General features: G+C 62.3%; 13 protein-coding genes. All 13 read right to left on the bottom strand.

What is annotated here, in order from left to right:
• Positions 1-26: 26 nt before the first annotated feature.
• Complete coding sequence (locus J2Y90_RS17725) at positions 27-2,138, bottom strand: ATP-binding protein (RefSeq protein ID WP_253501192.1); 2,112 nt, start codon at positions 2,136-2,138, stop codon at positions 27-29.
• 132 nt (positions 2,139-2,270) lie between these two features.
• Positions 2,271-2,960, bottom strand: coding sequence for a GntR family transcriptional regulator (locus tag J2Y90_RS17720; RefSeq protein ID WP_253501189.1), 690 nt, complete (start codon positions 2,958-2,960; stop codon positions 2,271-2,273).
• Between the two features lie 372 nt (positions 2,961-3,332).
• Positions 3,333-3,992: a DUF799 domain-containing protein gene (locus J2Y90_RS17710; protein ID WP_253501186.1), complete on the bottom strand. Its 660-nt coding sequence runs from the start codon at positions 3,990-3,992 to the stop codon at positions 3,333-3,335.
• Positions 3,989-4,357, bottom strand: a complete 369-nt coding sequence (locus tag J2Y90_RS17705) for a DUF4810 domain-containing protein (protein ID WP_253501183.1) — start codon at positions 4,355-4,357, stop codon at positions 3,989-3,991. The genes J2Y90_RS17710 and J2Y90_RS17705 overlap by 4 nt, the downstream gene beginning before the upstream one ends.
• A gap of 29 nt (positions 4,358-4,386) precedes the next feature.
• Positions 4,387-5,061, bottom strand: a complete 675-nt coding sequence (locus J2Y90_RS17700) for a CsgG/HfaB family protein (protein ID WP_253505215.1) — start codon at positions 5,059-5,061, stop codon at positions 4,387-4,389.
• A 274-nt stretch (positions 5,062-5,335) separates the two neighbouring features.
• Complete coding sequence (locus tag J2Y90_RS17695; RefSeq protein ID WP_253501180.1) at positions 5,336-8,413, bottom strand: error-prone DNA polymerase; 3,078 nt, start codon at positions 8,411-8,413, stop codon at positions 5,336-5,338.
• Complete coding sequence (locus J2Y90_RS17690; RefSeq protein ID WP_253501177.1) at positions 8,410-9,825, bottom strand: Y-family DNA polymerase; 1,416 nt, start codon at positions 9,823-9,825, stop codon at positions 8,410-8,412. The genes J2Y90_RS17695 and J2Y90_RS17690 overlap by 4 nt, the downstream gene beginning before the upstream one ends.
• A gap of 5 nt (positions 9,826-9,830) precedes the next feature.
• A complete protein-coding gene (imuA, locus tag J2Y90_RS17685; protein ID WP_253501174.1) occupies positions 9,831-10,448 on the bottom strand; it encodes a translesion DNA synthesis-associated protein ImuA in 618 nt (205 codons plus the stop codon).
• Positions 10,448-11,065 (bottom strand): transcriptional repressor LexA, encoded by a 618-nt coding sequence (gene lexA, locus J2Y90_RS17680; protein WP_253501171.1) that lies wholly within the window; start codon positions 11,063-11,065, stop codon positions 10,448-10,450. Before lexA ends, imuA begins: the two co-directional genes overlap by 1 nt.
• A gap of 116 nt (positions 11,066-11,181) precedes the next feature.
• The gene (locus J2Y90_RS17675) at positions 11,182-11,511 is read right to left on the bottom strand and encodes a DUF971 domain-containing protein (RefSeq protein WP_253501168.1); all 330 of its coding nucleotides are present in this window, start codon (positions 11,509-11,511) and stop codon (positions 11,182-11,184) included.
• Positions 11,508-12,470 (bottom strand): HEAT repeat domain-containing protein, encoded by a 963-nt coding sequence (locus tag J2Y90_RS17670; protein ID WP_253501165.1) that lies wholly within the window; start codon positions 12,468-12,470, stop codon positions 11,508-11,510. The genes J2Y90_RS17675 and J2Y90_RS17670 overlap by 4 nt, the downstream gene beginning before the upstream one ends.
• Entirely contained in the window at positions 12,467-13,315 is an 849-nt protein-coding gene (locus J2Y90_RS17665; protein ID WP_253501162.1) for an ABC transporter ATP-binding protein, read from the bottom strand. Before J2Y90_RS17665 ends, J2Y90_RS17670 begins: the two co-directional genes overlap by 4 nt.
• Complete coding sequence (locus J2Y90_RS17660; RefSeq protein WP_253501159.1) at positions 13,315-14,124, bottom strand: ABC transporter permease; 810 nt, start codon at positions 14,122-14,124, stop codon at positions 13,315-13,317. The genes J2Y90_RS17665 and J2Y90_RS17660 overlap by 1 nt, the downstream gene beginning before the upstream one ends.
• Positions 14,125-14,192: the final 68 nt, after the last annotated feature.

Here is a 14,192-nt window from a genome sequence, read left to right as displayed (position 1 = left end):
TTGAAAAACCGTTGCGGCGCTCGGCCTCAGGTGCCGAGCACCTCGCAAATCATCTGCAGCAACGCTTGCGGACTGTAGGGTTTGCCAAGCAAATGCGTGTCGGGACTGAGCTGGTGGTCGCGAGAAATGATGTCGCGGGTGTGGCCGGAGGTGAACAGCACCGGCACCGGTGGCGTCTGCACTTTGGCCCACGCGGCAAGATCCGAACTCTTGATCAGGCCGGGCATGACCACATCGGTGAAGATCAGGTCGATCTCGATGCCTTCCAGCAACATCTGCATGGCAACATCGCCGTTGCCGGCCGTCATTACCCGATAACCTTCTTCACGCAACAACTCCACCGCCGAAGCGCGCACTGCGTCGTTGTCTTCCACGACAAGAATGGTTTCGTGGCCGCCGCCCTTGCGCTCGCCGACACTGACCGATTCTTCGCGGACCGGGCGCAGACTGCGCGGGAAATACAGCTGCACTCGCGTGCCTTCGCCTAGCTTGCTGTCGATCTCGACGTGGCCGCCGCTCTGTTTGACAAAGCCGAAGACCATACTCAAACCGAGGCCGGTACCCTGTCCGTCGGCCTTGGTGGTGAAGAACGGCTCGAAGACCTGCTCGAGCATCTGCGGAGCGATGCCCACCCCGGTATCGCTGACCGCAACGCGGACATACTCACCGGCAACGATGCCTTTGCCAGCACAGAATTCACTGTCCAGGCGCACATTGGCAGCGTTGAGACCAATAACGCCCTCGCCTCTCATCGCATCGCGAGCGTTGATCGCCAGATTGAGAATGGCGTTTTCCAATTGATTGCGGTCGACGTTGATGTGCCAGGGCTGCGGCGGCAGTTGCACGTCGATCTGAATGGTTTCGCCCAAGGCCCGTTGCAGCAATTCGCCGACACCTTCGAAAATCTGCTGCGGATTGCACACTGCCGGTGACAGCGGTTGCCGACGGGCAAAGGCCAGCAGTTGCGAAGACAATTTGGCACCGCGTTCCACGGCCGCCAGCGAAGCGCTGACCCGACGTTGCACGTTGGCATTGTTCGGCTCATGCCGCGCGAGCAGATGCAGATTGCCGGCAATCACTTGCAGCAAGTTATTGAAGTCATGGGCGACACCACCGGTCAGGCCACCGATGGCTTCGAGCTTCTGCGATTGCCGCAACTGCTCTTCAGCTGCCAGCCGCGCATCCACTTCGGCGGCCACGCGATGTTCAAGGTTACGGGTGAATTTGAGCAGTGATTCTTCGGCATTCTTGCGTTCATGAATGTCGATCAGTACACCGGGAAAACGAAACGGCTTGCCCTGTTCATCAAACTCGCAAGCACCACTGGCCAGCACCCACAAATATTGGCCGTCGGCACGCTGTACGCGGTATTCGGCGTTGTACGGTTCGCCGGTGCGCATGGCGTGGGTGACCCGCTCCTGAACCCATGGCAGATCATCGGGATGAATGCGCGACTCGGCGATGTCTTGTTGCAGATCGCTCAGGTCCTGATCCGCCGGGTAGGAAAAGGTACGAGCGAAACGCTCATCGGCGGAGAACCGATTGTTTTTTATATCCCAGACAAATGAGCCAAGCAGCGCTCCGGCATTGAGAGCCAGACGCACGCGTTCGTTGTCGGCGCGGTAGGCATTCTCCGCTGCTTGGCGCAAGCGTTCGGAATGCACCAGCTCGGTGGTCTCGACGACCATCGCCATGACGCCGCCGGGCACCCCTTCATCGTTGGCCACCGGGCTGTAATACAAATCCATCCAGACGTCTTCCGGCACGCCGTCGCGCAACAACACCAACTCCTTGTTGCGGTAGGACAAAGTGCCGCCGGCCAGGCAGGTGTCAACGACGTGACGGTTGAAGTCGGCGACTTCCGGCCAGCCCAGCTCTACCGGGGCGCCGAGCAGGTAAGGATGGCGCCCGCCAGCGAATTCGGAATAGGCGTCGTTGTAGATCATGTAACCGGCGTTGCCCCACAGCATGACCATCGGCAACGGCGAAGCCAGCATCAGTTGCACGGTGCTGCACAGGCTGGCCGGCCAGTCGGCAAGCGGACCCAGTTCGGTATGGCTCCAGTCGAACGCACGAATGCGTTCGGCCATTTCGCCTTTCCAGCCATCACAGCCGTGGCTTTCGGATAAAAACTGCATCGCCTGACTCAGTGTCCTTTTGCGGTTTTCCGATCAATCGCACGCTTGAGCGACGCGACGCCCGTGTGTTTCGAGCGCCTGAGAGCGCATTGGTTTCATTAGAGGTATAGCCGATTTCCAACGCGCACCGATTCAGATGCCAATCAAGTGTTTGAGCGGGTGGTAACCGGTTTTCATTTTCGCAGCGACGTCGAGAATCGCCTTCTCGATGCCGTTGAGGTGCGTGCAGGTCAGCTCGATGGCGGCGCTCTGATTACCCGCCTCGATGAACTCGAGCAAACGCAGGTGTTCATCATCGCGGCAGGCCTGGTGACTGTCGTCGTCCAGCGCGGCGGCGTACAACGAGGCGCGGGAGATCAGCTTCTGGAACCAGTCGAGCAGCACCGGATTGTTCAGGCTGCGCGCCAGTTTGATGTGGAACTCGCCGAGCAGATGGATCAAGCGTTCGTGATCGCCGGCGGCATGGGCGGCATCTTCCAGCAACAAGTGTTCGCGCAGACTTTGCAGCGCAACGGTGTCCTTGCGCCGGCACAGTTCGGTAACGATACCGATCTCGATCAGTCGCCGGGTTTCGAACAGCGAACGGATCTCTTCGTCACTGGGCAGCGACACCGATGCACCTTTGTTGGGCTCGGTGGTCACCAGGCCATCGGCCTCCAATTGCTTGAGCGCAGCGCGCACTGACGTGCGACTGACATTGAACAGCTCGGCCAACGAAGCTTCACCCAGCTTCATGCCGGGACGTAACGAACGCTTGCTGATCGCCGCGTACACCCCTTGGTAGACGCGGTCGACCGTGGTTTCCAGTTTCTTTTCGGGCATTCGAACACTCCTTCAGCATCGGGCAGCCAGCTCTTGGCAATGGCTGGCCATGGAAAAAGAGTGGCAGACGCAGATTAATCCGGGCATGTCCAAATTGCATTTATATATTGCATACCGGCGGGTGATGGCGCTGAGCATCGGTCAGTTGCGGGAGGTCGTTTTGGCGAGGTGTTGGATTACCTGCCGACCCACTCGTTGCGAGCGTGGGCAGTAGCGAGCGGATTTGGCTTTGCGCCAGATAAACCGACAGACAACCCATTCCCTTGTGGGAGCGAGCTTGCTCGCGAAAGCGTTCTGTCAGTCAACATCACCGTTGAATGACACACCGCTTTCGCGAGCAGGCTCGCTCCCACAGGGATTTATGGTGTTTTCTCAGTCGGTGCCGTACTTCGGCGAACGCGGGCCGTACAGCAGGCCCGCCGGATGCCCGGCCGAGAGCAGACGATTGCTCGCCACACCGGCAATCGGGTAGCCGGCATCGGTGGCGCTGTTGATGACTTGCTTCACCGCCGCCGTGATCAGCATGCCGATCAGACCGCCACCGCCGTTGTTGCCGCCCTCTTCGCTCGACGCCCGCGCGGTACCGGTCCACAACGCGGTACCGGTTTTAAGGTCGACCAGTTTCGCCGTCGCGGTCACCGCAGTTTCGCTGCTGATCACCATGTAACGCGTGCCGTATTCGGTCACGGTGATGTACAGCGCGGCGTCCGCACCGAAGATTTCCTTCAGTTTGCCTGGCGGGGCCTGATGGATGTCGTCCGGGGTTGTCAGGCCGTTCTGGCGGAAGGTTTCGTCCACCAGGGTGATTGGCAGCACGTAGTAACCGGCTTCGGCCAGCGGGAACGTCACTTGCGACAGCAGACTGTAGGACGCCTTCACATCCGGCGAGGTGTTCAGCGGTGGCAGCACCAGAATGGTCTTCGGTCGCGCCTGCTTATAGGCCGAGTAATCCACAGTCTTGGGGGCGACACAGCCAGCCAGTACGGTCAGGGCCAGACCGGCGGTGAGCAGCTTCAAGGTACGCGCGATCATTTCGCGACTCCGGTCTTGGCGTTCTTGAGCAGGAAGTCCATGTATGTGCCGGACTCGGGGAACAAGGTTTTCTCGGTCTTGAACTGCTGCACCATCTGATCGTCCTTGCCCATGCTCAGATAGAGCAAGCCAAGGTGCGCGTGGTAACCCGGCGGTACGGACTTGCCGGTGGAACGGATTTTCTGCAGGTCACGCTCCAGCGCTTCGGCCTGGGCTTCTTTCGGCTCTTCGCCTTTGAAGTATTCGTACACCTGAGGCTCGTAGCCTTCCCACTGGTAAAGGGTTTGCGGGCCGGCACAACCGGCCAGCAAAGCGCTGGCGGCCAGGGTCAGCGCCATCAACGAGCGCGACAAAGTCAGATTCATGGGTTGTAGCTCCTTGCAATGGGCGTCGATCAGTTGCCCGGTTTCCAGGCACCGGCGTTCATGCCATCGACCAGACGATTGATCGCCTCGCGCATGGCCAGATCCAGTACTTTGCCGTTGAGGGTCGAATCGTAGGCAGCGGTGCCGCCAAAGCCGATGATTTCGCGGTTGGACAAGGCGTATTCGCCGGCGCCCTGAGTCGAATACACCACTTCCGAAGTGCTGATGTTGACGATGTTCAGGTTGACCTTGGCGTAGGCGACCTGGGTCTTGCCACGGCCGAGAATGCCAAACAACTGGTGATCGCCGGTCTCTTTGCGGCCGAATTCGGTGACGTCACCGGTGACCACATAATCAGCACCTTTCAGACGCTGGGCCTGGCCCTTGATCGCGGCTTCCTGCTGGATCTCGCCCATGTTGTCGCGATCCAGCACGCTGAAACGGTTGGTCTGCTGCAAGTGGGTGATGAGGATGGTCTTGGCCTGGCCGCCGAGACGATCGACGCCATCGGAGAAGATCCCGCGCATGTAGCTGGAGCGGTTGTCGAACTTGCCCACGGCCATTGGCACACGAACGCCGGTCCAGACCTGAGTGGCGCTTTCAACCTTGGCCACCGGCAGCGCGCGGGAGCTTTCGGTGGCGCAACCGGCCAGTGTCGTGACAAGGGTACCAAGCACGGCAATCGCAACGCCTGAGACCAGCATTCGGGAGATCATTCTCACTGAGTATTCCTTTTGAAAAACGGGGGTGTCCCGGCACGGCAAGGCGCTCGGGAGCTGAAAAGGGGCGGCATTATGACAAAGTGCCATCATTCGCGACAGGCTTTTTTGACGCCAATTAACTGGCTGGATTGAACCTGCGCAAAACCTTGTAGGAGTGAGCCTGCTCGCGATAGCGGTGTGCGTTTATATTGATGCTGTCTGACACACCGCAATCGCGAGCAGGCTCACTCCTACAGAGGTTTGGCTGAGGAAGGAATCAGTGAAAATCCCGGCTCTGCACGTGAATGCCGTTGAGCAGCGGGCTCAGGTCGCTCATGCGTCCGGCGATCAGATGGCGTACCTCGCCTTCGCGCTCCCAGCGGCCGTCGACCTTGAGCAATTGCGAGCCGACCAGCACTTGTCGCTGGCGCTCGGCCAGATCACGCCAGACCACCACGTTGACGTTGCCGAACTCATCTTCCAGGGTCACGAACGTCACGCCGCTGGCCGTGCCGGGGCGTTGCCGTCCGGTGACCAGCCCGGCCACGCTCACCGGCCGACCATGTTCAATATCCAGCAATTCCCGCGAACTGCGGCAACGCCGCGCCTGCAATTCGCCACGCAACAACGCCAGCGGGTGCGGCCCCAATGTGGTGCCCACCGTCGCGTAATCGGCATGCACATCTTCGCCGACGCTGGGTTTTGGCAGGACGATTTTGACTTCTTCTTCATTGGGCAGGCCGGCGAACAGGCCAAGTTGTTTCTGCACCCCCGCCACTTCCCAGCGCGCACGATGGCGGTGCCCGGCCAGACCGCGCAAGGCGCCGGAGTCCGCTAATAACGCCTGCGCACGGCTGTCCAGGGACGCCCGCTCGCCCAGATCAGCGACATCGGCAAACGTTCCGTGGCGGCGCGCAACTTCGATGCGTCGGGCGTCTTCTTCGCGAAAGCCTTTGATCATGCGCAGGCCCATGCGAATCGCCGGTTGTCCGGCACTCAGCGGTTCGAGGCTGCAATCCCAATCGCTGGCCCGCACGTCCACCGGGCGGATCTGCAGTTGGTGCCGGCGTGCGTCCTGCAGAATCTGGTCGGGACTGTAGAACCCCATCGGCCAACTGTTGATCAGCGCACAGGCGAACGCCGCCGGCTCGTGACATTTCAGCCAGCAACTGGCGTAGGTCAGCAAAGCGAAACTGGCGGCGTGGGATTCGGGAAAGCCGTAACTGCCGAATCCCTTGATCTGCTCGAAAATCTGAGCAGCAAACTCTTCGGTATAGCCATTCTTCTTCATCCCGGCGGCGAGACGTTCCTTGTGCGGTTCCAGTCCGCCATGGCGTTTCCATGCGGCCATGGAACGGCGCAACTGATCAGCCTCGCCGGGGCTGTAGTCGGCGGCGACGATAGCGATCTGCATGACTTGCTCCTGGAACAGCGGCACGCCCAGGGTTCTTTTCAGCACGACTTCGAGCGCCGGTGACGGGTAGGTTTCCGCCTCTTCGTTATTACGCCGGCGCAGATACGGATGCACCATGCCGCCCTGAATCGGCCCCGGCCGGACGATCGCCACTTCGATCACCAGATCGTAGAACGTCTGCGGTTTCAGGCGCGGCAGCATCGACATCTGCGCGCGCGACTCGATCTGAAACACGCCGACGGTATCGGCGCGGCTGATCATTGCGTAGGTTGGTTTGTCTTCGGGCGGGATCGTCGCGAGCGTCAAATCCAGCTCGCGATGCCGGCGCAACAGGTCGAAGCAGCGGCGAATTGCACTGAGCATGCCCAAGGCGAGGATATCCACCTTGAGCAGGCCGACCGCATCGAGGTCGTCCTTGTCCCATTGAATGATCGTACGGTCGACCATCGCCGCGTTTTCGACCGGCACCAGGGTGTCCAGCGGCTGCTCGGAAATCACGAAACCGCCAGGGTGCTGCGACAGGTGCCGGGGGAAGCCGATCAGTTGCCCGGTCAGGCTCAACACCCGGCGCAGCACCGGACTGTCCGGGTCGAAACCACCCTCCCGCAAGCGCTCCAGCGGCGGCGTTTCATCACTCCAGCGGCCGCAGCAATCGGCCAGCGCATTGATCTGATCCGGCGGCAGGCCGAGGGCCTTGGCCACATCGCGCACGGCACCGGTGGCGTGATAGGTGCTGACCACCGCCGTCAGCGCCGCACGCCGCCGGCCGTAACGGTTGAACACGTATTGCAGGACTTCTTCGCGGCGCTCGTGCTCGAAATCGACATCAATGTCCGGCGGCTCGTTGCGTTCCTTGGACATGAAGCGCTCGAACAGCAGCGTGGTGCGATCCGGATCGATCTCGGTGATGCCCAGGGCAAAACAGACCGCCGAATTGGCGGCCGAACCGCGGCCCTGACAGAGGATTTTCTGCGTGCGGGCGAAGCGCACCACGTCGTGCACGGTGAGGAAGTAGCTTTCGTAACCGAGTTCGGCGATCAGCTTCAGTTCTTTATTGATCTGTCTGAGCACTTTGAAGGGCGCGCCTTTTTCCCAGCGCCAGGCGATGCCTTGCTTGGTCAGGTGCCGCAACCAGGAACTGGCGCTGTGGCCCTCGGGCACCAGCTCTTTCGGATATTGATAGCGCAGTTCGCTCAGATCGAAGGTGCAGCGTCGGGCCAGTTTGACCGTTTCCTCAAGCAAGGTCGGCGGGTACAGTTCGCGCAACTCATCGAGGCAGCGCAAATGCCGCTCGCCATTGGGGTGCAGGCGCAGACCCGCTTCAGCCACGGGGACGTGATGACGGATCGCGGTCATGGTGTCCTGCAAGGCACGGCGGCCTCGGGCGTGCATGTGCACATCGCCGCTGGCCAGCGCTGGAATCTGCAGCTCAGCCGCCAGAGCCAACAATGCCGTCAACCGCTGCTGATCGTTCTGCCCGCGATGCAGCTGAACCGCCAGCCACAGACGTTCGCCGAAGGTCTGTTTCAGCCAGCGCCCCTCTTCGCGATCATCCACTGAATCCGGCACCCATAGCACCAGCAAACCCGGCAGCGCTTCGGCGAAGTCTTCGCGCAGCACCTGATACTGGCCTTTTTGCGTACGCCGCCGAGCCTGAGTGATCAAGCCGCACAGGGCCTGATAGCCGGCAAGGTTTTCCACCAGCAGCACCAGTTTCAGGCCGTTGTCGATGCGAATTTCGCTGCCGATGATCAGCGGCAACTCCACAGACTTCGCCGCTTGCCAGGCACGAACGATCCCCGCCAGGGTGCATTCATCGGTGATCGCCAGCGCCTGATAACCGTGCTTTTTCGCCCGCTGAAACAGCTCAAGGGCGCTGGAAGCCCCACGCTGGAAGCTGAAGTTCGACAGGCAATGCAGTTCGGCATATCTCGCGTTCATGCGAACCAGCCCTGCAGCCACAACGGACCGCCCTCACCTACTGCGCGCCAGGCCCAGCCCTGCTGACCGGCGCGGTTCTGGATCAGGTAGTAATCACGCCGTACGTCGCCACCGTCCCACCAACCGGATTCGATACGCTCCGGTCCCATGAGAATCCGCGCCGAACCTTCCGCCACGCTTTGTGCTTCGTTGAGCAGCCAGCCCGGTCGCTGGACACTGGGCAACCCCATACAAGGCTGTTTGTCGACCCCACTCTGCCATGCACATTCTGGGCGGTGATCGGCCTGAAAACGTAACCCCTGCACCGCGTCATCGCCCAGCCGTGCGCGCAGGCGTTCGCGCAATTGTTCCCAGGGCAAGGTCTGCTGCGGGCGGTCGTCGAACAGTTCCTGATACTGCGGAACAAAACTCGGCAGGTCTTCGGCGCGCAAGCGAAAACCACGCACCGGCGCCTCGACCTGTACTTGCTCAAGGCGCCCACGGGCCAATTCAAAAAGCATCGCCGCATCACGCTCGGCACTGAGCAGGCCGACCTTGATCACCGTGTCCGCCAGCCCGGCGTGTTCCAGATGCAGATCGAAGCGCTGCACACCGCTGTCGCGCCCGCAGAGGAACGCCGACAAATCGCCGGTCAGGCGTCGTAACGGGAACAGCAAGGCCTGATGGGATTGCACGTCGAAATTCAGTTCGATGCGGATATCGAAGCGGTCTGGCGGCAGATAGAACGCCAGCGCCAGAGGGCGTGCGCCGAACAGCGTGTCGAGGTGTTTGAGCATCTGCGCCTCGAAGCGCCGGGCCAGTGCCTGGCGTGGCAGGCTTTGCACCTGACTGAGATTGCGCAGGCCCATGCGCGACAACGCCGTAGCGACATTGGGTTCCAGGCCGACACGGTCGACCGGCAATTGCCCGAGGTGATGCTGCAAGGCTTCGCCGTCCGGCACCACCAGGCCATCGTAGGCGTTGGCCAGCACCCGCGCCGCCACCGGGTTCGGCGCGGCGACGATGCGGTGGCGAAAACCCAGGTCTTGCAATTCCTGGCGCAGGCGAGCTTCGAATTGCGGCCAGGTACCGAACAGACCGAGGCTTGATTCGATCTCGAACACCACGGTGCGCGGATAATGCACGCTGACCTGGGCACTGAACCGATAGGCCCACGCCGCCAGAAACTGCTGCCAGTGCTCGACCTCTGCCACCTCGTAATCGGCGGTGGCAAAGCCTTTGCTCATGGCTTGCGCAGCGGTCATCGACATGCCCGGACGCAGACCGAGTTTGCGCGCCGCCGGATTCACCGCTTGCAGCACCCGGCGCTGGGCCGGGCCGCTGAGCAGCACCAGCGGCTCTTCAGGGTCGGGCCGCTGACGCAGCACGGCGTCGAGGGCCAATTGCGGAAACAGAATACATACCCAGCGCATGACGATCAGTGCCCCATGGCAAAGGCAATCGGCGCCGCACCCGACAGCCCGCCACGGCACTTGAGCACGCGTAGCTGCGCCGGTCTGGCATCGATGGCAATCCGTAACGCTGCCGGTGACGGGTTGACCGCTTCGCTCAACGGGCGCCAGGCAAAGGCCAGGGTCTGGCCGGTTTCCGCCGCTACCTGCAAACGCCGCAACGCACGGTCATCGGCCTTGTTCGGCCAGCACAGCACTGCGCCGCAACTGCCCGAGCGCAAGCACTGCTCCGCCGCCCATAAGGCATCGCGTTCGCAGGCCTGAATCACTGACAACTGGCGCAGATCGACCCCGGCATTGGCCCAGGCCTGCGGATACGGCACAAATGGCGGTGCCACCAGCACGATGCGTTCGCCCGCCGCCGACAACCGTGCCAAGGTCGGCCAGACCAGTTGCAGTTCACCGACACCGGGGCCGGCCAAGAGGATTTCGCTCAGCGCCGCTTCCGGCCAGCCGCCGCTGGGCAGGGCCGCGTCCAGTGCCGCGAGCCCGGTCGGCTGCGGGCTCGCCGCCGGTGGCGCAGGCCGGCCGCGCCAGACCTGGCCACCATTGAACAGCGTATCCAACGCAACGACGGCGCCCATCAGCCTTGCCTCACCAGACCACAGAACACGCCTTCGATGGCCAGATCCTGATCATCACGCACGACAATCGGCTGATACGCCGGGTTACGCGGCAGCAGGCGCACTTCTGCACCGACCCGCTCGAAGCGCTTGATGGTCACCTCACCGTCCAGGCGCGCAACGACGATCTGGCCGTTGAGCGCCTCGGGATTGCGCCGCACCCCGACCAGATCGCCATCAAGGATGCCGTCTTCGATCATCGAGTCGCCCTGCACCCGCAGCATGTAATCCGGGGTGCGGGAAAACAGCGCCGGGTCGAGCAGCAGGCGGTTATGGATGTCGGCATCGGCGCCGATCGGCGCACCGGCGGCCACGCGACCGAGCACAGGGATCTCAAGCAGCTCCGGACGCGGTGGTTGCCCCACCAGGCGAATGCCCCGGGCCTGATGCGGGTTGACCTCGATGAAACCGGCTTCGGTGAGCGCCAGCACATGCTTGCGCGCCACGCTGCGCGAGGCAAAACCAAACGCCTCGCTGATTTCAGCGAGGCTTGGGGGCTGACCGTGCTCGGCGATGCGATCGCGGATAAAAGTCAGGATGGCGGTACGGCGGGGAGTCAGGTTTGTCATGGAGTACATTTGTACTCCTGTAGGAATTTCCTGACAAGAACCGCCAGTCGGCGTAGGAGCTGCCGAAGGCTGCGATCTTTTGATCTTGCTTTTAAAAGTCAAAGTCAAAAGATCGCAGCCTCGTTTCACTCGTCAGCTCCTACAGAATCCTCATGTCTCTGTAAAAATGGGAGAGGCGAAGAATCAAGCTGTGCCAGATACTCCCACGGGTAAATCCCGCGTTGATGCCCATCGCTGAACACCAGTTGCACGCCATACCCCTGCGGGTGGAGTTCGAGCAGGCGTACGCGATCATCAACCAGCGGCGTGACGCCGCGCAGGCGAAACGCGCGGCATTGCGAGCACGGGCATTGCCGACGCAGATCGGCATGCTTGAGCAGCGATTCGCGCCCGTCCGGCCAACTCAGGCGTAGCGTGCGCGCACTCTGCGAGTTGCCCACCGACAGCGGGTTCATTGCAACTGACTCAAGGCAATGCGCACGGCTTTGCGCACTTCCGGGTCGCCGTCGTCCTGCGCTGCCTGCAACGCGGCCACGGCGCCACGATCGTTCAATTCACCAAGGGCCAGCGCAGCTTCCTTGCGCAGGTTGCTGATGCGGTGGCCGAGGGTGTCGATCAGCGCATCCAGCGCCGGGACGAAGCGCAGGCGGCCGAGGCTGCGGGTGGCGCGCAGGCGCACTTGCCAGTAATCATCGCTCAGCGCTTCGACCAAAGCCGGGCCGGCGTCAATGTGGCCGACCTTGCCCAGCGTGGTCGCAGCTTCTTCGCGCACTTGCCAGGCATGGTCGTGCAAGGCCTGGCGCAGCGCCGGCAGCACTTCGGCGCCGCTGGCCAGACCGAGCGCACCGGTGGCGGCGCGGCGCACTTCGGTGTCCGGGTCGTCGCTGGCCAGTCGCGCCAGGGCTGGCAGCGCGTCGAGCTGTTTGAGCCAGCCGAGCACGCCCACCGCTTCGCGACGGACATTGGCATCGGCATCACCCAACGCTGCGAGGGCAGCCGGCGCGGCCTCGGCGAAGCGCAATTCGCGTAACGCCCGAAATGCAGCGATACGCACACTGACCTCGGCATGGGCGCTCCACGGCAGAATCACTCGCCCCGCCGCTGCAGTCTTGAGCAGGCTCAGACTCTGCGCGGCCGACGACTGTACGGCGGACGACGGATCCGTCAGCGCTTCGCACAAGGCTTGCACGACCGCTTCGTCTTCCCACGCTTCAAGCAATCGCGCAGCTTCTGCCCGAACATCCTCGGCGGGGTCCTGTCGTAGTCGATCGACCAGCCAGAGCAAGCCATCCGGTTCTTCGAGATCGGCCAGATCAATCAGGGCAATGCGCCGCACGCCGGCGTCTTCGGCCGTCAGGCGCGGTTGCAGGGCGAGGATGTCTTCGTTGTCGGTCACAGCAAAAATAGAGGTCATAGGGCAAATCGCGGCAAAGGGTTTTCAGGAGGCAGGCCGAGCGGATTGAGGCGCGGCAGCGGTCGGTCGTTGTCGTGGCGCAGCAGGTCGAGGCAGTGGCGTTTGAGGCGGGCGAACTCGGGGCTGGTCACCAGTTCACTGGTGCGCGGGCGTGGAAATTCCAGACGCAAGTCTTCGATAATCCGCCCCGGTCGCGCGCTCATCACCAGCAAGCGATCGGCAAGAAACAGCGCCTCGTCGATGTCGTGGGTAACGAAGACCACGGTGGTGCGGATGCGCGTCCAGATGTCCAGCAGCAATTCCTGCATGTTCAGACGGGTCAGCGCATCCAGCGCACCGAACGGCTCGTCCATCAGCAACAGACGCGGGCGATTGACCAGTACCCGGGCGATCTCGACCCGTTGTTGCATGCCTCCGGAGAGCTGATCGGGCCAGCGCTCGGCAAAGCCTTCGAGCCCAACCAGCTTGAGAATGTCGTCAGCGGCGCGATGCCGCTCAGCCTTGCCGACGCCGCGCATCTTCAGGCCGAAGGCGACGTTGTCGCGCACCGTGCGCCACGGAAACAGCGTGTGATGCTGGAACACCATGCCGCGCTGCGGTGACGGGCCGGCCACTTCGCTGCCGTCGACTTTCAGGCTGCCGGTACTGGCGTTCAAGTGGCCGGCCAGGGCGCCGAGCAAGGTCGACTTGCCGCAACCGGACGGGCCGAGAATGCACACGAACTGGCCGGGTTCGATGTGGCAGTCGAGGCCCTGCACCGCCTCGAAGGCTTCGCGGCCCTGGCCGAGGACGATGGACAACTGGCGGATGTCGATCCGCCCTTCCGGGGTTTGCATGACGCTCATCAGGCTTTGCCTCGCGGTCGATGCCAGGGCGTGAACAAGCCGCCCAGGCGTTTGATCAGCCAACTGCTGCCCATGCCCAGCACGCCGATCAGGAGCATGCCGACAACAATGTCGGCGTAGTTCTGAATGGTGTAAGACTCCCAGGTGTAATAACCGATACCAAACTGCCCGGAGATCATTTCCGCCGTTACCAGACAGAACCACGAAGTGCCCATGCCGATCGCCAGGCCAGTGATGATGCTCGGCGCAGCGCCCGGCAGAATCACCTCCAGCAGAATCGCCCGGCGCCCGGCCCCGAGGCTTTTCGCCGAGGCGATGAGGCGCGGATCGACGCCTTCGACGCCGTGCACGGTGTTGAGCAGGATCGGGAACAGCGCGCCGGTGAAAGTGATGAAGACCATCGACAACTCCGAGGACGGAAACATCAGGATCGCCAGCGGAATCCAGGCCACGGCGGGGATCGGGCGGAGGACTTCCAGTGGCGGCAGCAGGATGTCTTCGGCCCATTTCGAACGGCCGATGGCCAGACCCAGAGCGATGCCGATCAGCAATGCGGCGAGGTAGCCGGCAAAGACGCGACCGAGACTGCTGCTCAAGTGCTGCCAGAGTTTGCCGGAGTCGCCCAGTCCCAGTGCGGCTTCGATCACCGCCAGTGGCGTCGGCACGTTGGCGAAGGTCACCAGGCCGAGGTTCCAGTGATGACTGGCGGCGAGTTGCCAGAAGAGCAGGCAGAGCAGCAGTGAGGCAGCTCTTGATGTCCAGCGCAACGGTGAGGCAGCTCTTGATGTCCAGCGCAACGGTGTTTTCATGGAGCGGGTTTCCAGTTCGTTTTCTGTGTGATGGCTGAGATCTACCCCCTCACCCCAGCCCTCTCCCC

Source organism: Pseudomonas koreensis (assembly GCF_024169245.1).
In the GTDB taxonomy this organism is placed as follows: Bacteria; Pseudomonadota; Gammaproteobacteria; order Pseudomonadales; family Pseudomonadaceae; genus Aquipseudomonas; species Aquipseudomonas koreensis_F.
The sequence above is the reverse complement of the archived record's forward strand: the minus strand, read 5'-3'. Positions and strand labels throughout refer to the sequence as shown.

Bases quoted from the DNA above. Each gene is read 5' to 3' on its own strand.
- J2Y90_RS17725 (WP_253501192.1), bottom strand. From the start codon at position 2,138: ATGCAGTTTTTATCCGAAAGCCACGGCTGTGATGGCTGGAAAGGCGAA.
- J2Y90_RS17720 (WP_253501189.1), bottom strand. From the start codon at position 2,960: ATGCCCGAAAAGAAACTGGAAACCACGGTCGACCGCGTCTACCAAGGG.
- J2Y90_RS17710 (WP_253501186.1), bottom strand. From the start codon at position 3,992: ATGATCGCGCGTACCTTGAAGCTGCTCACCGCCGGTCTGGCCCTGACC.
- J2Y90_RS17705 (WP_253501183.1), bottom strand. From the start codon at position 4,357: ATGAATCTGACTTTGTCGCGCTCGTTGATGGCGCTGACCCTGGCCGCC.
- J2Y90_RS17700 (WP_253505215.1), bottom strand. From the start codon at position 5,061: ATGCTGGTCTCAGGCGTTGCGATTGCCGTGCTTGGTACCCTTGTCACG.
- J2Y90_RS17695 (WP_253501180.1), bottom strand. From the start codon at position 8,413: ATGAACGCGAGATATGCCGAACTGCATTGCCTGTCGAACTTCAGCTTC.
- J2Y90_RS17690 (WP_253501177.1), bottom strand. From the start codon at position 9,825: ATGCGCTGGGTATGTATTCTGTTTCCGCAATTGGCCCTCGACGCCGTG.
- imuA (WP_253501174.1), bottom strand. From the start codon at position 10,448: ATGGGCGCCGTCGTTGCGTTGGATACGCTGTTCAATGGTGGCCAGGTC.
- lexA (WP_253501171.1), bottom strand. From the start codon at position 11,065: ATGTACTCCATGACAAACCTGACTCCCCGCCGTACCGCCATCCTGACT.
- J2Y90_RS17675 (WP_253501168.1), bottom strand. From the start codon at position 11,511: ATGAACCCGCTGTCGGTGGGCAACTCGCAGAGTGCGCGCACGCTACGC.
- J2Y90_RS17670 (WP_253501165.1), bottom strand. From the start codon at position 12,470: ATGACCTCTATTTTTGCTGTGACCGACAACGAAGACATCCTCGCCCTG.
- J2Y90_RS17665 (WP_253501162.1), bottom strand. From the start codon at position 13,315: ATGAGCGTCATGCAAACCCCGGAAGGGCGGATCGACATCCGCCAGTTG.
- J2Y90_RS17660 (WP_253501159.1), bottom strand. From the start codon at position 14,124: ATGAAAACACCGTTGCGCTGGACATCAAGAGCTGCCTCACCGTTGCGC.